Here is a 24,867-nt window from a genome sequence, read left to right on the forward strand (position 1 = left end):
GAATCCGCGTCCGGCTCCGGATCTGATTCTGACTCCGACTCCGGACTCGCGGACCGCGACGCGCTCGTCGGGCCCGACAGGCTCCGTCGCGTCGCGGCAAACGAACGCGCCGAGGCGTGGCGGCTGCTGTACGTGGCGGTGACGCGCGCCCGGGATCACCTCGTCGTTCCCCTTCCCCGCTCGGACGGGGGTGCGGACCGGAGCCGGGACCGGTGGCTCGACGCGATCCGCGAGGGGCTGGCGTTCCCGCGCGGCGGGACCGACTCCTACGAGCTTCGGCTCGACGCGGACCCGAACCGGAACGCGATCGACGTCGGCGTCAACGACGTCGACCTGTTCGCCGGACGCGACGTCCCGTCCCGAACCGGATGTGACCTCGTCGCCCGGTCCCCGCCGCGCCGCGATCGGCTCGCCCCGTGGGTCCCGCGGTTCCTGAGCCCGAGCACGATGTACCCGCTGACGGAGGACGCGGACCGGTACGCGCTCGCTCACCTGTTGGGCGAGCCGCTGCACACGACGACGAACGCGGTCGCCGACGATCTACCCCTCCGGTTCGACCGGCTCGGTCCCGAAGCGGTCGGCACGTGTCTCCACGACGCGCTCACGGAACTGGTCGCCCGCGGTGTGGACGAACGGGCCATCCGGGCCGGGGGACCGGCGGTGCGCGCCGCCTTCGACGAGGCCGTTGACGGGATTCGTACACCGGTCGGCGAGCCCGAGCGTGAGGGGATGTTCGCCTTCTTCGAGACCGTCCTCGACGACTTCGTCGGCTCCGACCTGTGGGACCGGATCGCGGATCCGGCGACCGAGGTCGGGATCGAACGCCCCCTGGACGGACTGGCCGAAGTCGGCGGTCTGGAGTTCGAGATCCACGGGCGGGCGGATTTCGTCGTCGAACACCCCACCGGAGAGCGGTTCGTGACCGACGTGAAGATCGCCTTAGCCGAGCCGACCGCCGAAACCCGGCGACGCTACGAGATTCAGATCGCGGCGTACGCGTTCCTCGCGGCCCAGCACGGCGCGTCCGACGCGCCCGTTCACCGGACCGTCGAGACGTTCGGCGTCGCGACCGAGACGACGACGGCCTCGTGGCCGGTCGACGTCGTCCACCGTCGACTGCGGCGGCTTCTCGATCGGTGAGGCAGACTCGGCCACGGCGCTGACGCGAGCCTTTAAGCCCGTCCGACAACAATAGTGTGTATGGAATCCAAGACTGGATCGGCGGACTCGGGGTCTGCGGAGGACGCCTCCGCCGAGCCCCGACGGCCGACCCCCCTCGACGACGAGGACGCGCTCGACGCCTTCGTCGCCGACGCGGACGCCGCCGTGGTCGAGTTCTACACGGACGGCTGCGGCATCTGTGCGAGCATGGAGCCCGTCCTCGGAAACGTCGCCCGCGAGCTCGACGTCGCCGTCGCCACGGTGAACCCCCGCGACGACCCGCCGCTCGTCGAGCGGTTCGACGTGCGAAGCGTCCCGCTGTTCGTGCTGTTCGTCGACGGCGAGCCGGTCGCGCGCCGCGCGGACGGGTTCATCCCGGGAGACGATCTCACGGCGTGGATCGCGGATCGCGTCGCGTAACGCCGCATCCCGTTGAGCCGGCCGCACGGCCGACGCTCTCCGGTCACGGACGGTCGCTTCGAAAAGGTGTGTTCGCGCCGTCGACGAGATCGGCGTCGTCTACAGGCGGCCGACGTTCTCGACGGCGACGGACTCGACGCCGTCGACCTCGTTGAACGCCTCTTCGACGGCCTCGGTGCCGCCCGCGCCGTCGGGGACGATGACGGTCGGCAGGAGGGCGACGAGCCCGAACGCGACGTCGTCGCGCTGGAAGCCGCGGATCTTGGCGCCCTGCGGGAGCGACTCCTCCAGCCGGTCCTGCAGGTCGTCGAGGTCCACGTCGGGGCTGTTCGGCATGACCTTGATCTTGGCGGCGACGTCTCCCATTGTTAGGGCCCTCGGAAGCCGCAGTCGGGACACTCGTAGAGGTTGCTCTGCTTCCGGCACTTGGCGCACCGGTGGATCGTCTCGCCGCAGTCGGGGCAGGAGAACCGCGCAGCGTTCATCCCGGCCACCTGAATGCCACAGGAGACACACTGCCGGGTGCCCTGCGTTTCACTCTCGCTCATACAGTGATCCACCACCGCGCGACTTTTAACCGTTGTTCTTTGCCCTCGGTCCCGCACGGCCGATTGCGACGCGATACCGTGGTTCATCCGAGCATGAGCGGCCCGATCAACACTCCCATCAGGTGTACTCGCCGCGCGCCGACTCGCGGCGGGACGAGCCCCAGCGTCCCGGCGAGGGCGAACACGCCGACGCCGAAAGCGCCCGCGAACGCGTACGATATCACTGCGAGCAACCCCAGTACGCCGACTGAGAGCCGCGTGTAGTCGGCGTTCCCGACGACGCGGAGGTAGGTGTCGCCGACCAGCAGCACGAGCGCGAAGCCGCACGCCGCGGCGGTCGCGGCCGCGACGAGCAGGATCGGGAGCGCGAAGGGGACTTCGGCGCGGTCGATCGCGACCGTCACGCCCGTCCGCGGCGTCCCGAGCGCGACGAGCGCGAACAGCGCGAAGATCGTGTTAGCCATTTGGGTGGCCCTACAGTGCAAACAATACGACCCAACTAGACTAAGTGTATTCAATCAAACAACATTAGAATATGGCTACTACACCTTCAGTTATATTGGGAGTAGGGGTTATGATATGGTTGATCCTCCCATTTTATGTACTACAAGATGCTAAAAGACGTGATAAGAATGAACTTTTCTGGGCTTTCCTCACAATAATTTTCGGAATTATTGCTGTAGTCATATATAGCGTGGAGATAACACCATATCCTAAAAATCGTCCGTTGAATAACTCATGGAGTAATTCCTCAACGAATGAGGTACCAGATATACCAAAACAATCTGGTTGGAGACATTCAATTGAAAGACATAATGAGGATAATGAGCCAGTCGTCTATGTCTCTGACGGGGTGAACGACGCCGAATTCATAATCAAAGAAAATGAAATATCACCCTACTCTAAGGTATATCAACGTAAGTACGGCGATAAGTGGATAGAATCTGCAGAGTCGTACCTACGAACGGAATTTAAGAACGAATAACACCGCTACAGCAGTGTCGTCCGCGCACTTTCCCGCAAATCGGCTACTGATTACGCCTATGAGCTAGCGGCTTACGACCGTGACACTATCCGACTCAGATACGGCCTTGTGATTGACGCTTACTCCCCCACTAGGGCGATTCACCTCCCCTCGCTTTTCACGGAAGGCAGTTTCCTGTTCGTCCGTGGTGCGACCGTTAAGCAACCCTACGGACTTGAGACGGTCCTTCACGTCCGTCTCCCGTATCTCAAGTAGCTCTGCAATTTCCTCAGTGCTACAACCTACCAAGTATAAGGAACTAAACAGCAACACATTGTTACTGTCTAACATGGACCCATCTATCTCATATCCAAGTACCTCAGAAACAAGGCCTTCACGGTCGAGTTCCTCCCGTGAATCTGCGAATAGGTCTTCACTGGATAACCCGTGAAGCTCTGCCGCCGACTCTAGACTGTCTAGCCAAGAGCGCATCATACCCTCCGTTCTGGCACCTGTCATTTCCTTTACAGCATCGGCATACGACCCTACCAATTCATGGGAAAATAGTGTCTCTAGAAACTCCCCTTGAGACGGGTTAGCAAGGTCTTCACGGTCGGGATAGTCGTTGTAGCTAGAACCGACTAGAGGATCTCCCGACCCAAAGCCAATAGTATCAGATACCAAAGTATTGTCAATTCGTGAAGGGCGGTCATCTGCCGCGTTCCCACCCCTCTGCCGCGCCTCTTCAACCGTCTCTGTGTCAATTTCAAGCATTGTATCCCCGCCCGTAGTTCCGTGGTTCACTATCGCTCGTTTCCTCTGGCTCATCGGCGTTGTCGTCCGACACAAGCCGTTCTATAGCAGAACGAGCCTCCCCCTCAGTCACGTCCGAATCTGCATCAAGAACGACCGTGAACCGCTTTGCCTCGGTCGTTTCCTCGAAGTCGAACGTTTCAGTATTCATTCTCCACCTCCGTATTCCTCGATAGGCACCAAGGCACGGAGGTTTCCCCCCGACATTTCGAGAATAATACTTCCATCGGGTAGCGTAACATCGGTTGTTTGTTCCGCATTGTTATAGTTGAAATTTGCCACGACATACTTGTCTGGCTCAGCATCGGCCTTATAAGCGGCCTTTAAATACTCCCCATCATAGTCTACCTTTCCGTCTTTCACGACTTCAACACGGTCGAAAAGGTCTATCCGTGTTTCTAAGACCGTAATCTCACTCATCGATATTCTCCATGTGGTCTAGCACAGTCTCAAGCACTAGCTCCAGATTGTCCCGCCGTGCTTGCGGTTGGCTGTCGTAGTGACCTATCTCAATACCCACATTTACCAAGCGGTGATACTGAGCCGAATCAATGGGGATCTTCTTCGTTTTGCGGGAACGTGTTACCATGTTACACCCCCGTCGTCATCCTCCGAATCTGACGACAGCAACGACCGACAAGCCCGAGCCACTACCACCCCAAGAGGGACGTTCTCATCATAGACCGTTTCTTGTGTCAATTCCAAAACCCGTTTCTCGTCGTCTGAAAGTCGAATACGATTGTCACGTACCATAGTATGAATAAAGTGAGAAGGCAGTTATCCACGGCGGTGAACCAACAATGACTGAAACCTTCTAAACACACGGTAGAAGGGACGACAACCGCTTTACCTGACCTGAGTAGTACACCGCCGTGTTCCCCACCTCCCCATATATGTATGTAGTGGCAGTGAAAATATTAGACAGTCTCTCGTCTATTCTACGGTCGTTATCCAATATCGGCAGTGATGTAATGCGTGTGTATGGGTATCGGCTCGACAAAAATACCCGAGTTATACAAGATTATGTATAGTTTTAGCCTTCATTTGCGTGGGAACAGTTGTAGTATGGCAGTTAGAAAGGTGGTTAGAAGGCCTATAAAGGGCAGAAATGTAATTAGGGGGAGAAATTCGATTAGGGGTGATACGGGAGGTGGGGGAAATATCAGGTGGCTGATACTCGGGGTGTGTGATACACCCACATGCTCCCCAACTGTCGTAATCAGGTTTCGACAACTGTGAAACTCGCCCGTGACGCGCCGCACAGACAGCAACTTGAATCAGGATACGTGGCTGATACCCGATTATCGGTCATTACCCACATGAGTCGGGGATACGTGGCTGATTTCCGATAGTGAGAACTACCCACATGCTCCCCACCAAAACAATCGATTTCTGAAACCGTCGTTTTCGGGGGAAAAACACTGCCACTACTGATGCTGTCTTATTATGTACGTACATAGACCACGGACGTTGTAATGCTGTACTACAACGTACATGACCGGCCTCGGCTCGTGTTTGCCCCCCGCCTCTGAGCAAACAACACACATGAGCCGCCGAACGTACCTGAGCCAATTCGAGATCCTACAGAGAACCACCCCGATATACGCACTAGTTATTCTTTCAGTTACTCCTCTAAACTACACCCCCCTCAAATTCGGCAGTCTGAGTTACCTGAGAGTATCGCAGAAGAGGGGCAAAATTTGTATTCACAAAACCCCCACCCTTCACGCAACCAGAACCACCTTCCACGGGGTTTCGTACTTTGCGATTCTCCAATTTATTGGTCCCTCAGGTGCATGAGACGTACACAAATAGCACTTGAGTAACTTTTTACGGATATGCCGTCTAGGACCACAATCCTAGATAACCTCATTAATCTAGATATGTGGGACCACCGAATCTTTGATACAGTATTAATTATGTGTAATGAAGTTAATCACGGCTTGTAGGTGATTCAATTAAGTTTGGTAGATGCGTATCTACTTTTTGGCTGTTCAATCTCCACCTTCGACTGAGTATCACGTCCCTCCCCGGTCAACAATAGTATGCTTATAAAGGGACGTTTCTGCGCTATATGGGGTGCATCAATACGGACGACGTGCCTAGACTTTTCGAGACAGTATATATGAACCGCCGACACAACACATTTAAAAATTATTATTTAATTTTTCAGATATGAGTCAAACATTCGGCTCAGATACTCGGACCATGTCTGCGAACCGAGTTTTGTAGATCCTTGGTGGAGTATTTCAGGTAATTCTCTTTCGTCGTCTCAATGTCGTCATGTCCGAGCAAATCAGCCAAGAAGGAAATATCGCCGCCGTCATTGATGAAATGCACCCCGAACGACTTTCTCAAAGTATGCGCTCCGACTCGATTGATAGCCCTTCCAGTGTCTGATTCTACCTCCCCCTCTGGTGGCTTTCCTCGATACACTACCTCCTGTAAAGATGCATTTTCGGCGGCAGTGGTTACTACGTCCGTGACTGTCTGTTCGTCCATACGTTCTTGCCGCCGTGTTGGGAACAGATAATCCGAATCCTCTGCATTGAAAACCGCGGGTCGTTCCGACTCAATCCACCTGTTCAAGTGCCAATTGAGAGACGACTGATACCATACGTCACGTGGGTCTTCCGTCTTCTTTCCGTACACTGCGATATGGTTTCGCTCTTGGTCGATATGGTCGAGTTTCACACGGACAAGTTCCGACCGCCTCATACCAGTCTGATACAGCATACGGCAGATTAGTTCGTTCCGAACGGTGGGAGTAGGGACGTTCTCAATTAACTCAGCCACCTCTTCGCTAGACAGTGGCTTGTCACCCCCTTCCACGTCCTTCTTAGACGACTTATGCATACCGTCTAACCGTTCGGGGGTTGCGTGTTCCGTAGGATCTTGGCTAACAGATACCTCAGGGAACCCCCGTCTTCCGTCCGTTCCGAACGTCTCTAGTGTACTGTAGAAATCCCCCAGAGACGCGTGAGCTACCCGCACAGAGGAAGGTGCATACTGCTTGTCGTCTTTCATCCATTGATAGAAATCCTCTGCATGACCGCTATGACAATCCCACAAGGTAGCCTCTGTATGGTCTTCGAGGTAATCACGGAACCGCCGAACGTGACGGCGGTATTCACGGGCGGTGCTGGCAGACTGTTTCTCCTTGTATTGGTGGTATGTGTCAATCGCCCGTTCTGCATCGGTAGTTTGTGACATGGGCGTTATTCCCTCTTGTACCACAGAGGGTTTCGGCGACGTATCGCAGTACCAGTATCTTCAATCTCAAGCTCCCGACCTTGGTGGTCCGTGATTGTCGTGGTTCCCTCCCCCTCTTCGACTTGCTGTATTTCCCGTTTCTCCACGGCGGCAGTCGTCTCATACAATTGGTCAAGAGCCACGCGGGTCGTTTCAGCATCCACGTCAAGCCCTTCTGCAATACCCTCTGCCGTAGTTGCACGGTCGGGAGCCGTGGGAAGGGCATTGAATACCTCTGTTAACGTGGATTCAGACACACCTCCACCCGCATTAATCGCCCGTGTTGCGTTCTCTAGCCGTTCCTCAAGGTCTTCAAGTTTGGAATCCATCTGTTCGACAGTCGTTACAAGCTCCCCGACTTGTTGACTGCCAACCCCACCCCCTTGCCCCTCTGGTCCGTAGTGGTCCGACATTTCATGAGCTACGGCTACACGGAGCAAATGACTCAGACTGTCGTATTCGGGATTATCCTCTGCATACGTATCCCACCGTTCTTTTTGTGACTCATCAACACGGAACGCGATTGTAGGTCGTTCCATACTGCCATGTCACTGAGCCTCGTACTTGAGTGTTTGCACTGTTCCCCCAGCCAGTAAGAGAACACCGTGTTCGCCGTGTTCGCGCCGCTCGTCGCGACGACGAACCCGCGGTCCGACTCGTCCCGCGGGACCGCCGGCAGCGCCGCGACCGCCGCGATGGCCGCGGAGACGCCCGGCACGTAGCCGACGACCGCGCCCGCGAGGGACCCGCCGCCGGCGCTGACCCCGAGCCCGCGGCGGCTCATCGCGATCCGAGCGTCGGCCTGCGGCGGGACGCCCCCGCCGCCCATCGCGTCGACGAGCACGGGTGCGCCGAACAGGCCGGCGAAAAGCGGCGCGAGGACCCCGCCGGCGTCGAGGGGCGCCGACGGGTCGGCGTCGAGCGTTGCGAGCCCGAGCGCGGCGCTCGCGAGGAGGGCGACGAGCCCCCGAGCGCGGCCCGCTTCGAGGACTCCGTGAACACGAGGAAGGCGACGACGACGCCCAGAATCAGCGGGAGGTGGTCCCTGACGACGGGGTAGCCGCGCATCATGCCCCAGGTGATCGGGAGCGCCAGCGGGACCGCGAGCGCGACCGCCAGCCCCGACCCGACGGCGGACAGCCGAACCGCCTCCCGACCGCGGCCGGCCACCACGAGCCGATGGCCCGGCAGCGCGGCGACCGCCGTGGCCGCGTCGGGGACGCCGAGCGCGAGCGCGGGCACGATGTCGAGGAAGGAGTGGACCACGCCCGCGCCGAGCATCGCGACGCCGACGAGCAGCGGGTCGGCCGACACCGAGGGGGCGATCCCGGCCAGAAACAGGGCGAAGTTGTTGGCGTGCAGTCCCGGGACGAGCCCGCTCGCGGTTCCGAGGGCGACGCCCCCGCACAGGAACGCCAGCGCCGCCGCCGCGAACCCCGGATCGACGACGGGCCGGACCAGTGCGTCCATCGCGCCGAGGTGGCCTCGGCTTCCGGGATAAACATGGAGGACGCGAGAGACGCTCGACCGCCGCCGCCGCGGCGATTACGTGCGACGCCGCGGCTCAGCGGTGGCGGAACGACCCGGCGAGAACTCGAATCCGTTACGCCTTCTGGGCCGCCTGCGCCTTCTTCTGGGTGACGTAGCCGGCGATCCGGTTGCGGACGCCCTTCGACTCGACGGTCGTCAGCGCGGTGACGCTCTCCTTGTTCGTCTCGAAGTCCGTGTTGAACGAGTCGGGATACCGTTCGAGCAGGACGTTCCCGAGCTGCTTGATGTACTTGGGTTTGATGGCCATACCGAGCGATACCGCCGGCCCGAACTAAAAGGGTTCGTTACGCCGCGAGCGGGCCGCAGGCGCGCTCGTGCCCATCGACGCCTCGATCGGTTCCCCTCATCGCCGGTTGCGTCTCGCCGTCGGTTACTCCTCACCGGCCCGCGCCTCCGCCTGCTCCCGCCACCCGGTCGCCTCGTCGATTCTGGCGAACGCCTCGCGCTCCGCCGGGCCGCCGCACCGCTCGACCACGTCGGCGAAGTACCGCAGTCGGTCGAGCAGCTCCGCCGTGTCGAACCCGGGCACGTCGAGGCGCGAGGCGGCCACCGTCGCGTCGACGACCGCGCCGAACCCGCGGTTCACCGTCGGCACGCGCTCGCTCACGACCGCGCTTTCCACCGGATCGAGCGCCCACGTCCGGATCGTCGTGTCGCCCTCGACCTCGCTCCCGACCTCCTCGGCGGTCACCTCGACCCACGCGTCGGCGGTCGGGAGGACCGGGTCGTCGGCCTCGCGGACCGTCAGCGCGGCGTCGACGAAGGTCCGCGGATCCGCCGTGAACTGCACGACTCCGCCGCCGCGCTCCGCGAAGTTCCGCCACGTTCGGGTGCGACCGTACGTCCGCGCGGTGACGGGGTCGTCGGGGCCGTCGGGAGCGTGGAGCCCGAGCGCCGCGACGTTCCACCGGTCGTTCGGTCCGAGCGTCGTCACGACCGACTCGGTGACGCCGCGGAGGGCGACCGGCCAGCCGTGCGGTGTGACGGCGTCGGTGTGGTTGGTGTCGCTCCCGCTCACGGCGCCACCTCCGCGCCGCGCCGGAGCGCGACGTACAGCGCCGCGCAGGTGATGTCCGCGGTCGTCCCGGGGTTGACCCCCTCGTCGGCGAACGCGGCCGCCAGCTCCTCCGCGGCCTCGAGGTCGGCGCCGTGGACCGCCGCGGCGTCGACGCCGCTGCCAGCGGTGCTCCCGTCGGAATCCGCGCCATCCCGGCCGAGCAGCGCGGCCACCCGATCGCTGACCTCGCGGGCCGTCTCCGGGCCGTGGTTCGCCGCGACCAGGGTGTCCGGCTCGCCCGCGAGCAGACCGAGAAACGCTCTCGCCGCGCGGTCGGTCAGCGGTCCCTCGTCGCCCCGGATCCACTCGGCCGCGCGGAACGTCCGCGGGAACCCCTCGACCCACTCCTGCGCGTTGCGGTCGGGGACCCGCTCGGTGTCGTCCGAGCCACCGGAACCGGCCGGATCCGCGGAGAGGGCCATCACGTCCCGGAGGGTCGCGTCCCGCTCTCTGAGCGCGGGGGCCGCGTCGCTCCCGCGCCGCACGTCGAGGGCGGCGGCGTCGGTCGGCGGGTCGGCCACCGCCACGTCGACGTGCTCGAACGCGCGGTAGAACGAGACCGCGTCGTCGACGGTCGCCGCTCGGGTCACCCGATCGACGCCGGCGGGCGAGAGGGCCCCGCCGGCCTCGCCCTCCGCGACGGTCGCCCGCACCAGCGGAACGAGCAGGAGGAGACAGCCGAACTGGGTGTTCGTTCCGGCCCGCGCCGCCATCCCCGCGACGCCGCGCTCGAAGGCGCGACCGATCTCGGCCTCCTCGTCCGCGGCCAGCTCGAGCCCCCGTCGGGCCCCGACCGCCCCGCCGAGAAACGCCTCGAACCGGAGGTCGTCGAGGTCCCGACGTCGGTCGACGTTCCCGGGCTTCGGCGTCCCGGCCACCTCCAGCAGAAGCGCGAGCGTCGCGTCGTCGACGGGCGTCGATGTCACGGCGGCGCCTCCGCCGGGGTCGTCGGGGGGTCATCGAGCAGCTCTCCCTCCCCCCACGCCGCCACCGCGTCGGCGACCCGAGAGAGCGCCGGGGGGCGTTCGCTCGGTCGCCCGACGCTCACGGCGTCCGCGCCGTACGCGGCGTACTCCGCGACGGTCTCCCGGCCTCGGACGCCGTTGTTGGCGATCACGGTGAGGTCGTCGCGGGGGCGACTCGTCGCGCCGGCCGTCCGATCGGCGGTCAGCTCGTCGATTGCCGCCTCGGAGTCCATGGCGTCGACGTGGAGCCAGTCGGCGCCCGCGTCCGCGACCGCGTCCGCGACGGCGCCGAGGTCGACGCCCGGGACCTCGGCGCGGACTTTCACGCTCGTCGTCGCCCCGGTCTCGGCGGCGGCGGTCACGTACGCGGCCAGCCGGGCCGGATCTCGAAGGAGCGACTCGCCGCAGCCGACCGCGCGCAGTTCGGGCTGTCGGCAGTGGGCGTTCACCTCGCAGACCGCGTCGCGCTCGGCGCAGATCGCCGCCGCCTCGCGCACGGGACCGACGGTCGCGCTCCGGACGTTGGCGCCGGGGCGGAGCGGGGCGTCGGCGAGCCGGTCGAACTGGCGACGGATCCACGCGAGCGGGTCCGCGGGGAGGAACTCCGAGCGGTCGCGCGCGACGAGATCGCGCGCTGCGGCTCGGCTGGCCGGGTCGAGCGCGATCCCCCCGAGAACCGCGGCGTCGACGTGCGGGGCCGCGGCCCGGGCCCAGTCGGCGTCGGCCGCGCCGCTGAGGCTGGCCGCGACGAGGAACGGGGACGGGCCGTCGGCCTCGGTCGCCGTCACTCCGCCACCTCCGCGTCCGATCCCGCCTCCCCGCCTCCCACCGCCGCCAGCGCGCGCTCGCACGCTCGGGACACGCGCTCGGCGTCGTCCGCGTCGTCGATGCGGGTGTCGGTGCGCTCGACGTGACGGTCGGGGAGATCGGTCGGATCGTCCTCGTCGAGGACGAACGCGTCCGCGAACGGGTACGCGTCGGCGACGCCCGCCGTCGAGGGGTCGCGCCCGACGCCAGCCATCAGGTCGGCGGCGGGCCCGGAGAACACCTCCTCCCCGACGAACGGCGAGACGGCGACGACCGGGGTCGCCGACAGCGCCGCCTCGACGCCCGGCAGGGCGAGCATCGGCCCGACGCTCGTCACGGGGTTCGAGGGGCCGATCACCACGGGGTCGGCGAGGGCCTCCTCGACGGCGGCGGTCGGCTCCGCGTCCGCGGCGCCTCGGAACTCCACGTCCGCGACTGCCGGGTCGGCGCGCCGCGCGACCCAGTACTCCTGGAAGTGGATCGTCTCGCCCGCCTCGGTGTGGATCAGCGTCGCGACCGGGTCGTCGGACATCGGGAGGAGGTCGACCTCGAGGTCGAAGGCGTCCGCGAGGCTCCCGACCGCCTCGGTGAGCGTGCGCCCCTCGTCGAGCAGGCTCGTGCGCGTGACGTGGACCGCGCGGTCGCGGTCGCCGATCTCCATGAACTCGCCGACGCCCGAGAAACGCCGCCAGCGGGCGATATCTCGACCCGCCGTCTGCGCTTCGTCGCCGAGGTATCTGGGGCCCGATCCGAGCTCGGCGGCGTCTGCGAGCCGGCGGAGCTCCTCGTGGGTCGCCGTCGTGTCGTCAGCGATGCCCCACCACGTCTCGCGGTCGAGGACGCCGCCGCCAGCGAACAGCACGGTGTCGACGTCGGGGCAGACGAGGTGACCGCCGAGCTCGACGTCGTCGCCCGTGTTGGCGACGACCGCGGTCTCGACGGGGTCCCACACGCGGGCCGCCCCGTCGAGGAGTTTCGGCGTCCCCGTGCCCCCGGCGAGAAACGTAACCATACGCGGGCAACGCGGCGGGCGGGTTTGTATCCTCGCCTCCGCGGTCGCCGCCGGCGGGCGGACGCGCCGCCGCCGAGCGGCTCGCCTCGGCTCGATGGCCAAACAACTAATCCCGTGGAACCGGTCGTTCGCGACGATGAGCGCCGGTGAGCGCGCGCCAGCCGCCGAACTCGGGCTGCTGGACGCGACAATGATTGGGATGGGGGCGATGATCGGCGCCGGAATCTTCGTGTTGACGGGGCTCGCGGCCGACATCGCCGGGCCGGCCGCGATATTCGTCTTCCTGTTCAACGGCGTCGTAACGGCGTTCACCGGCTTGTCGTACGCCGAGCTCGCCGCCTCGATCCCGAAATCTGGCGGCGGGTACGCCTTCGTCCGGGAGACGTTCGACGACCTCCCCTCGTTTCTGATGGGGTGGATGCTCTGGTTCGCCTACATGATCGCGGGCGGCCTCTACGCGCTCGGGTTCGCGCCGAACTTCCTAGAGCTGTTACACGTCTACGGGCTCACCGCCGCCCCGGGGGAGGTCGGCGCCATCGCGGTACCGATACTGCCGGTGTCGGTTCCGGCCGCCGTCGGGCTCGCGCTCGCCGCCGTCGCCCTCCTCGTGACCGTCAACGCGCTCTCGACGGCCGCGAGCGGCAGCGCCGAGACCGTGTTCACCGCCGTCAAGATCGCCATTCTCGTGGTGTTCGTCGCCTTCGGATTCCTCTCGGCCGGGGGCGGCGGCGAGACCAGCTTCACGTTCCAGCAGTTCGATCCGCTGTTTCCCGCGGGGAACTCGCCCTTCTCGATCCTCCCGGCGATGGGGCTGACGTTCATCGCCTTCGAGGGGTACGACCTCATCACCACCGTCACCGAGGAGGTCGAGAACCCCCGCGAGAACATCCCGCGGGCGATCTTCTACAGCCTCGGCGCCACGGTCGTCGTCTACGCGCTCGTGGTCGTCGTCGCCATCGGCACCCTCGGCGCCGAGGGGCTCGCGGCCGCGGGCGAGGCGGGCATCGCCCAGGCCGCCACCTCGTTCATGCCCACGGGGCTCCCGATCATCCGCAACGGCGGCGCACTCATCGTGTTCGGTGCGGTCTTCTCGACGCTCACGGCGCTGAACGCGGTCGTCATCGCCTCCTCGCGGGTCGCGTTCTCGATGGGGCGGGAGGGACAGCTCCTCCCGCGGCTCGGACGCATCCACCACCGGTACGGCACCCCGTTCCTCGCCATCCTCGTCAGCGCGGTCGTGATGCTCGGGTCGGTCGCCCTGCCGACCGAGAGCGCGGGCAACATGTCCAGTCTCTTCTTCCTCCTCTCGTTCATCATCGTGAACGCGGCCGTGATCAAGCTCCGCCGTGAGCGACCGAACATGCGGCGCCCGTACGAGATGCCATACTACCCGATCCCGCCCGTGTTGGGGATCGTACTGAACAGCCTCCTCACCGTCGTCCTCGTGGTGTATCTGGTCCGCACCGACCCCCTCGCGCTGGCGCTGAGCGTCGGCTGGATCCTCGCTGGGGGCCTCGCGTACTACGCCCTGCGGCTCCGCCGGAGGGGGTCGCCCGCGGAATCCACGGACAGTTCTAATGCGGAGGGCGGCGTCGACTGATCCATGGACGGGAACTTCCGGATCGTCATCGCGGGCGGCGGCCGCGTCGGGAAGCGAGTCGCCCACATCCTCGACGACAGGGGCCACGACGTGACCGTCATCGAACGGGACCCGGAGCAGGCGGCAACGCTCAGCGGCGACTACGTCGCCACGGTGATCGAGGGCGACGCTACGCGACCGGGCGTCCTCGAGCAGGCGGGGTTAGAGCGCGCGGACGTCGTCGCCGCGCTGACGAGCCAAAGCGGAACGAACCTCGCAGTCTGCCTGCTGACCCGCGAACTGGCCCCGGACACCCAGACCGTCGTCCGGACCGAGGACGAACCCGGCACGGAGTTCGACCGCTTCGTCGACGAGGTGATATTCCCCGAGCGCGCCGGCGCGCGGGCGGCGGTCAACGCCATCGAACCCGACGTGAACACCTTAGAGGACGTCACCGGCACCCTCGACATCCTCGAACTCCACGTCGCCGAGCACGCTCCGGTCGCCGACCGATCGCTCGAGGAGGTGTCGCTGCCTCGCGGGAGCCTGATCGTCTCCGACGCCGCCGGCGACACCCTCGCCGGCCCAGACACGGTGCTCCACCCCGGCGAGTCGTACCTCGTCGCCGTGGAGCCGTCGGTCGTGGACGAGGTGCTGAACCTCTTCCGGGGGTAGGCGTCGGCGCCGGGCCGGCTCGGTGACTCCCCCGCCTCACTCGTCGACGGTCCCGCCTCACTTGCTGACCGTCCCGCCTCACTCGCCGACGGTCCCGCCTCACTTGCTGACCGTCACGCCTCACTCGTCGAGCGCGACGCTCGTCTGCATCCCCGCGGTGTTGAACGCGCTCCCCGCGGCGCCCCCGCCCGCCGCGTCCGGGGCGAGAACGATGACGCCCGCGCCGGACCCGGTGATCGCCTCGAACTCGTCGATCGCCCGGTCGGCGGCCGCCTGCGCGTCGAGTCCGTCGTCGAGGGCCTCCACCGCGCGCCGCGAGAGCGTCACGCGCGCGATATCCTCCCCGGCCCCGGTCGCGCTCGCGCCGCCCGCCTCGGTACAGAAGAAGCCCGACCCGACCTGCGGCACGTCGCCGACGCGCCCCGCGAGCGCGAACGACCGACCGCCCGTGGAGGTCGCCGCGGCGACCGTCTCGCCGTCGGTCGCGACCGCGCCGACCGTGTCGTGGTCCGGAGCGCCGCGCTCCCCGTCTCCGTCCGATCGGTCGTCGCGGCCCCCCGCCTGATCCTCGCCGGATCCGAACCGCGTCGCGAGCCAGTCGAGGTGCTCGCGGGGGCCGCCTCGCGGCGGGTCCTCGGCCTCGTACCGCTCGCGCGTCTCGTCGGTGAGCAGATCGGTGCCGGTCTCGATCCCGAACTCGTCGGCGAGGGCGACCGCGTGCTCCCCGGAGACGAAGACGTGCGGAGTCTCCGCGTGGACGACGCGGGCGACGCTCGCCGCGTGCTCGACGCCCGGCATCGAGCAGGCCGCGCCGATCTCGCGGTCCGATGTCATCACGCCCGCGTCGGTGCGGACGACGCCGTCGGACTGGACCGCGCCGCCGACGCCGGCGTTGAACCGCGGGTCCGATTCGAGGACGCCGAGCGCCGCCTCGACCGCGTCGAGGGGCGTCTCGGCGTCGGCCCCGCGGCGTGTCGCCTCGTCGAGCGTCTCCTGTCTGGCAGCCGGTTCGTCCGGGGATCCCCCGGCGCCGCCGTGAGCGATGACGCGCATACCCCGGCGTCTCGCGGCGCCCGGATAAGCGCCCGGGACGCGCTGGGACCGCCCCGGCTTCCGGTCCGTTCGCCCCCGTAAGACCTATTCGCCCTCCTCGGAGAGTCGTCACCATCGTGGCCGACCACCGAGACGCCCGCGCCGGATCCGGCGATGACGACGCCTGGAGCGTCGGCGACACCGCCGAGAGCGCCGGCGACGCCACCAGCTCCCCGTCCGAGGCGTCGGGGTCACCGGACGACCCCCCGCCTGCTGACCCCCCGCCTGCTGACCCCCCGCCCTCCGACCGCCTCCGCGCCGCACTCCGGCGCCGGCTCGGAATCGACGTGCGCGCGCTCGCGGCGTTCCGGATCGCGCTCGCCGCCGTCCTCCTCGTCGACCTCGCCCTGCGCGCCCGGAACCTGACGGCCTTCTACACCGACGCCGGCGTCCTTCCCCGACCGCTGCTCGCGGAGGCGTACCCACTCGCGCGCGTCTCGCTGTACGCCCTCTCCGGCGAGGCGCAGGTCGCCGGCCTGCTGTTCCTCGCCGCCGCGGTCGCCGCGGTCGCCCTCGCGGTCGGCTACCGAACCCGGATCGCGGCCGCGGTCTCGCTGGCCCTGCTCGCGTCGCTGCAGGCCCGGAACCCGTTCGTGCTCAACGCCGGCGACACGCTGCTCTGGCAGCTGCTCGGAGCCGGACTGCTGTGCCCGCTCGGCGCGCGGTGGTCGGTGGACGCGGTTCGGCGACGGGGGGACGCTCCGGGGACTCGCTCACCGACCCCGGACGGCCGATTCGCCGGTCCCCGATCGGCGCTCCTGTTCGCCGTCGTCCTCGCGGTCTACGTCTCGAACGCGGTCGTGAAGCTCCGGGGCGAGGCGTGGCCCGCGGGCGAGGCGGTCGAGACCGTCTTCCGACTCACGTACCTCCACGGCCCGCTCGGGGGGGCGGTGCCCGAGAGCCCGGAGCTGCTCACGGCCGCCACGTACGGCTGGCTCGCGCTGCTCGTCGCGTCACCGCTGCTCGTCGCGGCCGCCGGTCGCATCCGGGCCGCCCTCGCCGGAACCCTGATCGCTGCCCACCTCTCGATGGCCCTCACGCTGCAGATCGGCGTCTTCGCCGCCGTGTCGGCGACCGCGCTGCTCCCCTTCCTGCCGCCGTTCGTCTGGGACCGGATCGAGTCGCTGGTCGCCCCGGCGGTCCGGCCCTCCCGGTCGGCGGCCGAGCGGCTCCTCAGCTCGCTGGGCGGTGGATCGGTCGCCACAGGTCGGATTTCCGGCCTCGGCCTCGGACGGGCGACCCGCGGTCGCGTCGCCGACGCCGTCGCGGCGCTCCTCCTCGTCTCGCTGTTGGCGTGGACCGTCATGGGGCTCGGGGTCGTCGGCGCGCCCGACTCCGTCGCGGCGGTGTCCGACCCGACCGAGAGCGACTGGGACATGTTCGCGCCGGAGCCGCCGTCGACCGACGACCTCGTGCTCGCGACGGCGACGACCGCCGACGGCGACCGGATCGACGCGCTGTACGGCGACCCCGTGGCGACCGACCGCCCCCCGTCGGACGCGCGGGGATACCCCACCGCTCGCTGGCGGAAGCACTTCTCGCTGCTGTCGGCCGCCGACGCCGACCGCGTCGACGCGACGCTCGCACGCCTCTGTGACCGCGCCGCGGGACTCTCCGGCGCGGAGGCGGAGTCGGTGACGGTCTCGTCGGTCGAGGTCGCCGTCGGGAGCGGCGACACGCGGGTCGTCGAGCTCGGCTCGCGCGAGTGCCGGTGAGATCGAGGCGCGCGGTTCTCGGTGGGAACGCGGTACGGGGTTCTCGGCGCGCAGGCGACGGGTCGAGCAGTTACCACTTATACGTCCCCCGCGCGAAGCGGTCGGCGTGACGAGCACGGATCAGGACCACGCGCCGACCTCCGTCCTCCTCCCCACCGTGCGCTGGACCGACGCCTGCGAGGAGGTGGCCGCGCAGCTCGGCGACCGCGACGAACTGCTCGTGATCTGCGACACCGACGCCGACCCCGTCGCCGACCGCCGAGGAACGACGCCGGACGGCGTCCGGATCCTCCTCGCCGGCGAGCCCGAGGGGTGCTCCGGCAAGGCGAACGCCATCGCCGCGGGGATGGAGGCGGCCGACCGCGACCGACTCCTCTGGACCGACGACGACTTCGCGCACCCGGACGACTGGCTCGCGACGCTCAACGCCGACTACGAGCGACAGGGACCGACGACCGAGATACCGGTCTTCGTCGGGGAGGACCCCCTCGCTCGCCTGTTCGAGCCCGCGTACGCGATCGGCGGGACCGCCGCGGTGTTCGCCGGCGGGATCGCCTGGGGCGGCGCGGTCATCTTCGAGCGCGACGACCTCCGAGACGGCGAAGACGCGTTCCTCGCGGACCTCCGCCGGACCGTCAGCGACGACGGGACCCTCTCCGAGTACGTCGACGTAACGGCCGCGGACCGGACGCGGACCGTGCCGTGCGGCGGGTCGCTTCGCGGCTCGCTGGAGCGGTTCGTTCGGTTCTTCCGCATCATGCGGTTCCACGCTCCCCGCGCGGCCGCGTTCGACGTCGCGTTCGCGACCGCGTTCGCCGCGCTGTGTCTGTTCGCGCCGGTGATCGGCGTGACGCTCGTCACCGCGGTGTCGGCCGCGGTGTACGCACGGTTCGGGATCCGCCGCGCGACGTTCCTGCTCACCGGACCGTCGGTGCTCGTCTCGCCGATTTTCCTCGGGTACGCGATCGCGCGTCGAACGTTCGTCTGGGGCGGGCGGCGGTACCGGTGGCGATCGCCGTTCGACGTGGAAGTGCTCCCCGAGTAGCGCCGGCAACAGCCGCCGATTCCGCGGGATCTGGCGGCCAGCGGCAAAGCGGCAGGCACTTTACGCGGCTCCGACAACGCACGAACGTTCATGAGCTACGACAAGGTCGATGTCCCCGACGACGGTGAGGCGATCACGCTTGCCGACGAGGAGACCGGCGAGCTGAACGTTCCCGAGAACCCGATCATCCCGATCATTCACGGTGACGGGATCGGCACCGACGTCGGGCCGGCCGCCCAGAAGGTACTGGACGCGGCCGCGGAGGCGACGGGTCGCTCCATCGCGTGGATGCGCGTCTACGCCGGCGAGAGCGCCCGCGAGAAGTACGACGAGAACCTTCCCGAGGACACCGTCTCGGCGATCCGAAGCCACCGCGTCGCGATCAAGGGCCCGCTCACCACGCCCGTCGGCGCCGGCTTCCGCTCGCTGAACGTCGCGCTCCGCAAGACGCTCGACATGTACGCGAACGTCCGGCCGACCTACCACCTCGACGGCGTCCCGTCGCCCGTCAAGAACCCCGAGGCGATGGACATGATCACGTTCCGGGAGAACACCGAGGACGTGTACGCCGGCATCGAGTGGGAAGCCGGCACCGACGAGGTCGAGCGGGTGCGCGACTTCCTCGAGGAGGATATGGAGGTCCCCGACGTCATCCACGACGGTCCGGTCGGGATCGGCGTCAAACCCATCTCCGAGCACGGATCGAAACGCCTCATCCGCGAGGCGATCGACTACGCGCTCGCCAACGACCGCGACTCGGTCACCCTCGTCCACAAGGGGAACATCATGAAGTTCACCGAGGGCGCGTTCCGCGACTGGGGCTACGAGGTCGCCGAGGAAGAGTACGGCGAGGACGTCATCACCGAGGACGAACTGTGGGACGACCACGACGGCGAACGCCCCGAGGGAACCGTCGTCGTCAAGGACCGCATCGCGGACAACATGCTCCAGCAGCTGCTGACCCGCACCGACGAGTACTCCGTCATCGCGACGATGAACCTCAACGGTGACTACATGTCCGACGCCGCCGGCGCGCAGATCGGCGGCCTCGGCATCGCCCCCGGGATCAACCGCGGCCACGGCCGCTGTCTCGCCGAACCCGTCCACGGCTCCGCGCCCAAGTACGCCGGCGAAGACAAGGTGAACCCCACCGCGATGATCCTCTCCGGCCGCGAGATGCTCGACTACCTCGGCTGGGACGACGCCGCGGACCTCGTGCGCGACGCCGTCGAAGAGACCATCTCCTCGGGGAAGGTCACCTACGACCTCCACCGGCAGATCGAAGGCGGCGAGAAACTCGCCACCAGCGAGTTCGCCGACGCCGTCGTCGAAAACATCGACGAGCTCGCTTAAGCGAGCTCGCCGAACCGCGCGCCCGTTTCGCTTTCTGTCGACATCGCGTCGATCGCATCGCGCACCGCTCCGGCCTCGACCGCTTCCCGTGCGTCGCGGACACTCTCCGCGGTGGCGCCCGCGCCTCGGTCGAGCGCGCTATCCCCGGAGCGAAATTGTTTATAATGGTTGTAAATTACAAACCAGAGATTGGTGCGAATTGTAACCATATACCTGCGTATCGGATAACGTTCCTTTACTATATCCTCAGATATATATACTTGTCTTCGTATTCGATTAACGTATGTCATCACACCGAACACGACGTAGATTCCTTGAGGCGACAGGTGTCGCTGGCGTGGCCGCACTCGCCGGCTGTAGCGGAAACGGCGGCGACGGCGGCGACGGAAGCGACGGAAGCGACGGAAGCGATGGCAGTGACGGAAGCGATGGCAGTGACGGAAGCGACGGAAGCGACGGAAGCGACGGTGGCGACAGCGGAAGCCGCCTGAGCTGGCACGCCGGCGGTACCGGCGGCACCTACTACCCGCTCTCGAACGAGTTCAAGACGATCGTCGAGGCCAACACCGACTTCTCGCTGAACGTCCAGTCCACGGGCGCGAGCGTCGAGAACGTCGGCAGCCTCGCCGACGGCTCGGCAGACTTCGCGCTGATCCAGAACGACATCGCCTCGTTCGCGAAGAACGGGACGGGCATCGACGCCTTCCAGGACAACGCGATCGAGAATCTCCAGGGCGTCGCGACGCTGTACCCGGAGACGATCACGCTGGTCACGCTGGCCGGGAACGACATCTCCTCGGTCGACGACCTCAGCGGCGCGACGATCAACACCGGCGACCTCGGGTCGGGGACGCAGGTCAACGCGGTACAGATCCTGGAGTCGCTCGGCATCTCCGACTACAACGAGCAGAACGCCGGCTTCTCGCAGGCGTCCGAACAGCTCGCGAACGGCGACATCGACGCCGCCTTCGTCGTCGGCGGCTGGCCGGTCGGCGCGATCGAGGACCTCGCGAACACGAACGACCTCGAGATCGTCCCGATCGCGGGCGACAACCGCGAGGCCGTCAAGGAGGACGCCTCCTGGTTCGCGGACGACACCATCCCCGGCGGCACCTACAGCGGCGTCGAGGATGACGTCGAGACCGTCGCCGTGCAGGCGATGATCGCCACCAACTCCGAGGTTTCGGCCGACACCGTCGAGACGGTCACCGCGGCGATCTTCGACAACCTCGGCGAGCTGACGATCAAGACCGACTTCATCACCGCCGACAGCGCGCAGGACGGAATGTCTATCGAGCTTCACGAGGGCGCTGCGTCGTACTTCGACGCCTGACTCGCTCCACCGCGAACCGCCTCGATCGATCCGCTCCATTCGGCCCGTCCGCGGATCGTTTCACAAACGTTTCAAACTCGATCCCACGACAATCACCCGAACCATGGGCCACCTTTCTCGCTCGACCGCGGGCGCCGCGATCCTCGCAGTCGCGGTGCTCGTCCTCGTCGGCGTCGCGATGACGGCACCGGTCGGGGCCGTGCTCGTCGTCGAGGACATCGAGACGGGTGAACGCTATCTTACGGAGCCGGTCAACTCCGGAAGCACCGTGGCGCTGGAGTACACCCACAGCGTCGAGAAGTCCCGTGTGTACGACGAGTACCGCGTCGACGGCGAGACGCTCGTGAACACGCGGATGGAGTTCGAGTCGTACGGATGGGGGCTCCCCGCGCGCGTCAACGTCACGAACGTGAACGGGACGCTCGTGTACGATCCCGCGGAGCCGATAACCGAGCTTGAACGCCTCTCCGTCTCGCCGGGCCGGATCGCCGGCCACACGCTGATCGTCGACGGGCGGGAACACGACCTCGTCGCGGTGACCGACTCCAACGACGTCACGCTCCACATCGAACAACGGTCGTTCCTTGAGATGATTCTATGACCACGACTCACCGAACGGACGGCGGCACCGACGATCCGAACGACGACGGCTCGCGAGACCCCGGCCCCGGGGGCCCGGACGCTCCCGACGCGTCCGGCGCGGGTGCCTCGCCGGGCGACGGCGACGGGGAACTCTCCCGCGAGGAGGCCGACGAGCTGATAGAGGAGATCGAGCGCCGCCGCTCGCTGCAGGGGACCGCGGCGGTGGCGGTCGCGGCGGTCGGAATCCTGTTCTCGATCTTCCAGCTGTTCCTCGCCGCCCGGAGCTTCACGTTCACCGTTTGGCTCCCGACCGTCGAGTTCGCCGGAATCTCGCTCGCCCCCTGGCAGGTGTCGCTCCAGCTCCTGCAGGCGAACGCGATCCACGTCGCCTTCGCGCTCGTGCTCACCTTCCTGCTCTTCCCGGGGAGTATGGGCGACGGTATCGTCTCCCGGAACCTCGGGCGAATCGTGCCGGCGATCTCCCGGCAGTTCGGTGGGAACAACCCGCTCACGCGACTCGCGACGAGCGTTCGGTCGGCGTTCCGGTGGGCGTTCCTCGACCCCGACCGCGAGCGCGTGACGCCGTTCGATCTGCTGTGTATCGCGGCGGCGATCCTGTCGGCGCTCTACTTCCTGACCGAGTTCTCGGAGATCCAGAACATGCGCGTCTTCGGGATCGATTCGGGGCGCCCGGTGACCGAGGTGTTCGCGTTCCTGCGACCCCTCCTCGGCGGCGTCCCGTTCGTGAGCGAGTACTCCTACGCGATGATTCTCGGCGTGACCGGCGTTCTGCTGGTATTAGAGGCCACCCGCCGGACGCTCGGCCTCCCGCTGATGATCATCGTCGCCACGTTCATCGTCTACGCTCGGTGGGGGTACCTCATCAGCTCGGGGACGCCGTTCCTCGGCCTGCTCGCGATCCCGGAGCTCACTTGGCCGGACATCGTCCAGAACCTCTGGTACAACACGGAGAACGGCGTCTTCGGCATCCCGGTCACCGTCTCGGTGAGCTTCATCTACATCTTCATCCTCTTCGGCTCGTTCCTCGAGATGAGCGGGGCCGGCCAGTGGTTCATCGACCTCGCGTACGCGCTCACCGGCGGGCGGAAGGGCGGGCCGGCCAAGGCGAGCATCCTCGCCAGCGGGTTCATGGGAACGATCTCCGGCTCGTCGATCGCCAACACGGTCACCACCGGCGCGTTCACCATTCCGCTGATGAAGCGGTCGGGTTACTCGCCCGAGTTCTCGGGGGCCGTCGAATCCTCCGCCTCCTCCGGCGGACAGATCCTCCCGCCCGTGATGGGGGCCGCCGCCTTCCTGATGGTCCAGTACACCGCGACGCCGTTCGCGGACATCATCATCCTCTCGACGATTCCGGCGATCGTCTTCTTCTTCGGCGTCTGGGTGATGGTTCACCTCAAGGCGGTCGAGGAGGGGATCGGCGGCGTCTCCGACGAGGACACCGTCTCCTTCTGGAGCCATCTCCAGCGCGGCTGGTTCTACCTCGTTCCGATCGGGCTGCTCCTCTACTACCTCATCATCGAGCGGCTCTCGGTCTCCCGGTCCGCGTGGTTCACGTTGGTCGCGCTGGTCGCGCTGATCGCCTTCATCGCGGCGTACAGCGAGGAGACGCGGGTCCGGCTCTTCGGGATCCTCGCGGCGATCGTGGGCCTCAACCTGGCGAGCCACGTCCTCGCGGGCGTCCCCCTTACCGGCCTCGTGACCGGATCCGGCGGTGCGGGGCTCCCGATCGCGGACGCAGTTAGCGCCGTGAGCGCCGGCATCGAGTGGTACGTGATGCTCGCGGGGGCGTTGACGCTCCTCTCCAAGCCGGACCTCGACGCGACGCTGCTCGAACTCAACCCGACGATCCAGGACACGGCCACGGACCTCGGCGAGCGTACCGACCGCGATCTGGGCGACAGCCAACCGTTCAAGCTCGGCACGTTCGTGGTCAAATCGATGGACGAGGGCGCCCGGACCGCGGTCCCGGTCGTGATCGCGGTCGCGGCCGCGGGGATCATCCCCGGCGTTATCAGCGTCTCCGGACTCGGTCCCAACCTGACCTCGCTGCTGTTGGCCCTCTCGGGCGGGTCGAAGGTGATCATGCTGCTCGTGACGGCCGTCGCGAGCATCATCCTGGGGATGGGGATGCCGACGACGGTCACCTACATCATCCTCATCTCCATGCTGGCGACGCCGCTCGTGCAGTTCGGCATCCCGCTCCTGGCCGCCCACCTGTACATCCTCTACTTCGGCGTGATCGCCGACATCACGCCGCCGGTGGCCGTGGCGGCGTACGCCGCGAGCGGGGTCGCTAAATCTGACCCGTTCCAGACCGGGGTGAAGGCGTTCTCGCTGTCGCTGAACAAGGCGATCGTCCCCTTCGCGTTCGTGTTCGTCCCGGGGATCGTCCTGCTCCGGCGGAAGGAGAACGCGGCTGAGCTCGCAATCCGCGAGCAGTACCGCGTGGTCAACTTCGCCGACCTCGCCGACCTCTCCTACTCAGTCCCCGAGATCCTCATCCCCGTCGTCGGTGTGTTCCTCGGCGTGATCGCGCTCGGCGCCACCGTCATCGGGACGCTGTACACCCGCGTCGACCGGCTCGGGCGGACCGTGTTCGCGTTCAGCTCGCTGCTGTTGATGGCGCCGGGGATGTTGTCCGAGTCCGTCTTCGACGTTCTCGGGCTCTTCGGCGTGAGCGTCTCCGTCAACGCGCTCCTGCTCGACCTGGCCCTGCGCGGAGTCGGTTTCGTCCTGTTCGCGCTGTTCGCGCTCCGGAACCGACGGACCTCCGAGGGCGAGGGGGACGGCGCGGTCGGAGCCGGCGAGCCGACGGGATCGGCCGCGGTCGCCGCCGACTCCGAGTCGACCTGATCGGCGCTGTCGGTTCCGCCCGGAGTTTCGTCGGTCGGCGTTTTCGCTGCGTTGGCTCTGTTGAAC

25 protein-coding genes and 2 pseudogenes are annotated in these 24,867 nt (G+C 66.4%); 11 read left to right on the forward strand and 16 right to left on the reverse strand.

From position 1 onward, the window contains the following. Together DJ69_RS04180 and DJ69_RS04185 are read left to right on the forward strand one after the other, a co-directional pair. Window positions 1-1,140: PD-(D/E)XK nuclease family protein (locus tag DJ69_RS04180; protein WP_180271716.1), on the forward strand; the 1,140-nt coding region annotated here is incomplete at its 5' end. Window positions 1,141-1,200: 60 nt separating this feature from the next. Further along, complete coding sequence (locus tag DJ69_RS04185) at window positions 1,201-1,581, forward strand: thioredoxin family protein (RefSeq protein ID WP_099254442.1); 381 nt, start codon at window positions 1,201-1,203, stop codon at window positions 1,579-1,581. A gap of 99 nt (window positions 1,582-1,680) precedes the next feature. Here the strand turns inward: DJ69_RS04185 and DJ69_RS04190 are convergent, their stop codons facing one another. From DJ69_RS04190 to DJ69_RS04200, 3 genes and pseudogenes are all read right to left on the reverse strand, one after another. After that, window positions 1,681-1,947, reverse strand: a complete 267-nt coding sequence (locus DJ69_RS04190) for an elongation factor 1-beta (RefSeq protein ID WP_008007020.1) — start codon at window positions 1,945-1,947, stop codon at window positions 1,681-1,683. 2 nt (window positions 1,948-1,949) lie between these two features. Continuing rightward, window positions 1,950-2,129, reverse strand: a complete 180-nt coding sequence (locus DJ69_RS04195; protein ID WP_004047107.1) for an HVO_2753 family zinc finger protein — start codon at window positions 2,127-2,129, stop codon at window positions 1,950-1,952. Between the two features lie 83 nt (window positions 2,130-2,212). Then, window positions 2,213-2,620: pseudogene (locus DJ69_RS04200) on the reverse strand (tripartite tricarboxylate transporter permease); the annotation flags it as partial. 44 nt (window positions 2,621-2,664) lie between these two features. Here DJ69_RS04200 and DJ69_RS18225 point away from each other — a divergent pair. Further along, window positions 2,665-3,114: a hypothetical protein gene (locus DJ69_RS18225; protein WP_180271717.1), complete on the forward strand. Its 450-nt coding sequence runs from the start codon at window positions 2,665-2,667 to the stop codon at window positions 3,112-3,114. A 63-nt stretch (window positions 3,115-3,177) separates the two neighbouring features. Here DJ69_RS18225 and DJ69_RS17755 read toward each other — a convergent pair whose 3' ends face one another. The 11 genes and pseudogenes from DJ69_RS17755 to cofD form a co-directional block, all read right to left on the reverse strand. Next, complete coding sequence (locus DJ69_RS17755; RefSeq protein WP_144050381.1) at window positions 3,178-3,867, reverse strand: hypothetical protein; 690 nt, start codon at window positions 3,865-3,867, stop codon at window positions 3,178-3,180. Further along, window positions 3,860-4,057 carry a hypothetical protein gene (locus DJ69_RS17760; RefSeq protein WP_144050382.1) on the reverse strand — a complete coding sequence of 66 codons (198 nt, stop codon included), beginning with the start codon at window positions 4,055-4,057 and terminating at the stop codon, window positions 3,860-3,862. Before DJ69_RS17760 ends, DJ69_RS17755 begins: the two co-directional genes overlap by 8 nt. Next, window positions 4,054-4,326, reverse strand: a complete 273-nt coding sequence (locus DJ69_RS17765; RefSeq protein WP_144050383.1) for a hypothetical protein — start codon at window positions 4,324-4,326, stop codon at window positions 4,054-4,056. The genes DJ69_RS17760 and DJ69_RS17765 overlap by 4 nt, the downstream gene beginning before the upstream one ends. A gap of 1,773 nt (window positions 4,327-6,099) precedes the next feature. Next, window positions 6,100-7,119 carry a tyrosine-type recombinase/integrase gene (locus tag DJ69_RS04205; RefSeq protein WP_099254443.1) on the reverse strand — a complete coding sequence of 340 codons (1,020 nt, stop codon included), beginning with the start codon at window positions 7,117-7,119 and terminating at the stop codon, window positions 6,100-6,102. 5 nt (window positions 7,120-7,124) lie between these two features. Continuing rightward, the gene (locus DJ69_RS17770; protein WP_144050384.1) at window positions 7,125-7,697 is read right to left on the reverse strand and encodes a hypothetical protein; all 573 of its coding nucleotides are present in this window, start codon (window positions 7,695-7,697) and stop codon (window positions 7,125-7,127) included. A 56-nt stretch (window positions 7,698-7,753) separates the two neighbouring features. Continuing rightward, a pseudogene (locus DJ69_RS04210) lies at window positions 7,754-8,628 on the reverse strand (tripartite tricarboxylate transporter permease); the annotation flags it as partial. Window positions 8,629-8,761: 133 nt separating this feature from the next. Further along, a complete protein-coding gene (locus DJ69_RS04215) occupies window positions 8,762-8,956 on the reverse strand; it encodes a 30S ribosomal protein S17e (RefSeq protein WP_008007028.1) in 195 nt (64 codons plus the stop codon). Window positions 8,957-9,079: 123 nt separating this feature from the next. Continuing rightward, window positions 9,080-9,727 (reverse strand): DUF447 domain-containing protein, encoded by a 648-nt coding sequence (locus tag DJ69_RS04220; protein ID WP_099254444.1) that lies wholly within the window; start codon window positions 9,725-9,727, stop codon window positions 9,080-9,082. Then, window positions 9,724-10,692 (reverse strand): triphosphoribosyl-dephospho-CoA synthase, encoded by a 969-nt coding sequence (locus tag DJ69_RS04225; protein ID WP_099254445.1) that lies wholly within the window; start codon window positions 10,690-10,692, stop codon window positions 9,724-9,726. The genes DJ69_RS04220 and DJ69_RS04225 overlap by 4 nt, the downstream gene beginning before the upstream one ends. Beyond that, a complete protein-coding gene (locus DJ69_RS04230) occupies window positions 10,689-11,519 on the reverse strand; it encodes a tRNA-dihydrouridine synthase (RefSeq protein ID WP_099254446.1) in 831 nt (276 codons plus the stop codon). Before DJ69_RS04230 ends, DJ69_RS04225 begins: the two co-directional genes overlap by 4 nt. Next, on the reverse strand, window positions 11,516-12,550 hold the full coding sequence (gene cofD / locus DJ69_RS04235) for a 2-phospho-L-lactate transferase (protein WP_099254447.1): 1,035 nt from the start codon (window positions 12,548-12,550) through the stop codon (window positions 11,516-11,518). The genes DJ69_RS04230 and cofD overlap by 4 nt, the downstream gene beginning before the upstream one ends. A 136-nt stretch (window positions 12,551-12,686) precedes the next feature. Between cofD and DJ69_RS04240 the strand changes: the two genes are divergently transcribed. Both DJ69_RS04240 and DJ69_RS04245 read left to right on the forward strand, forming a co-directional pair. Next, window positions 12,687-14,150: an APC family permease gene (locus DJ69_RS04240; protein ID WP_099254448.1), complete on the forward strand. Its 1,464-nt coding sequence runs from the start codon at window positions 12,687-12,689 to the stop codon at window positions 14,148-14,150. A gap of 3 nt (window positions 14,151-14,153) precedes the next feature. Further along, window positions 14,154-14,804: a potassium channel family protein gene (locus DJ69_RS04245; protein ID WP_099254449.1), complete on the forward strand. Its 651-nt coding sequence runs from the start codon at window positions 14,154-14,156 to the stop codon at window positions 14,802-14,804. A 120-nt stretch (window positions 14,805-14,924) separates the two neighbouring features. Here the strand turns inward: DJ69_RS04245 and DJ69_RS04250 are convergent, their stop codons facing one another. After that, window positions 14,925-15,857 (reverse strand): isoaspartyl peptidase/L-asparaginase, encoded by a 933-nt coding sequence (locus DJ69_RS04250; protein WP_099254450.1) that lies wholly within the window; start codon window positions 15,855-15,857, stop codon window positions 14,925-14,927. A 116-nt stretch (window positions 15,858-15,973) separates the two neighbouring features. Here DJ69_RS04250 and DJ69_RS04255 point away from each other — a divergent pair, with 116 nt between their 5' ends. From DJ69_RS04255 to icd, 3 genes are all read left to right on the forward strand, one after another. Next, on the forward strand, window positions 15,974-17,611 hold the full coding sequence (locus DJ69_RS04255) for a hypothetical protein (RefSeq protein ID WP_099254451.1): 1,638 nt from the start codon (window positions 15,974-15,976) through the stop codon (window positions 17,609-17,611). Window positions 17,612-17,717: 106 nt separating this feature from the next. After that, on the forward strand, window positions 17,718-18,656 hold the full coding sequence (locus tag DJ69_RS04260; protein ID WP_099254452.1) for a glycosyltransferase: 939 nt from the start codon (window positions 17,718-17,720) through the stop codon (window positions 18,654-18,656). Window positions 18,657-18,746: 90 nt separating this feature from the next. Beyond that, window positions 18,747-20,009, forward strand: coding sequence for an isocitrate dehydrogenase (NADP(+)) (gene icd / locus DJ69_RS04265; protein ID WP_099254453.1), 1,263 nt, complete (start codon window positions 18,747-18,749; stop codon window positions 20,007-20,009). Here icd and DJ69_RS04270 read toward each other — a convergent pair. Then, the gene (locus DJ69_RS04270) at window positions 20,006-20,218 is read right to left on the reverse strand and encodes a hypothetical protein (RefSeq protein WP_099254454.1); all 213 of its coding nucleotides are present in this window, start codon (window positions 20,216-20,218) and stop codon (window positions 20,006-20,008) included. The two genes, icd and DJ69_RS04270, sit on opposite strands and share 4 nt — an antisense overlap. Window positions 20,219-20,292: 74 nt before the next feature. Here DJ69_RS04270 and DJ69_RS04275 point away from each other — a divergent pair, with 74 nt between their 5' ends. From DJ69_RS04275 to DJ69_RS04285, 3 genes are all read left to right on the forward strand, one after another. Continuing rightward, window positions 20,293-21,342 carry a TAXI family TRAP transporter solute-binding subunit gene (locus DJ69_RS04275; protein WP_099254455.1) on the forward strand — a complete coding sequence of 350 codons (1,050 nt, stop codon included), beginning with the start codon at window positions 20,293-20,295 and terminating at the stop codon, window positions 21,340-21,342. Window positions 21,343-21,445: 103 nt separating this feature from the next. Then, window positions 21,446-21,943: a DUF1850 domain-containing protein gene (locus tag DJ69_RS04280; RefSeq protein WP_099254456.1), complete on the forward strand. Its 498-nt coding sequence runs from the start codon at window positions 21,446-21,448 to the stop codon at window positions 21,941-21,943. Next, window positions 21,940-24,801, forward strand: a complete 2,862-nt coding sequence (locus DJ69_RS04285; protein WP_099254457.1) for a TRAP transporter permease — start codon at window positions 21,940-21,942, stop codon at window positions 24,799-24,801. Before DJ69_RS04280 ends, DJ69_RS04285 begins: the two co-directional genes overlap by 4 nt. Window positions 24,802-24,867 lie beyond the last annotated feature (66 nt).

This window comes from Halorubrum persicum (genome assembly GCF_002727125.1).
Lineage (GTDB): Archaea > Halobacteriota > Halobacteria > Halobacteriales > Haloferacaceae > Halorubrum > Halorubrum persicum.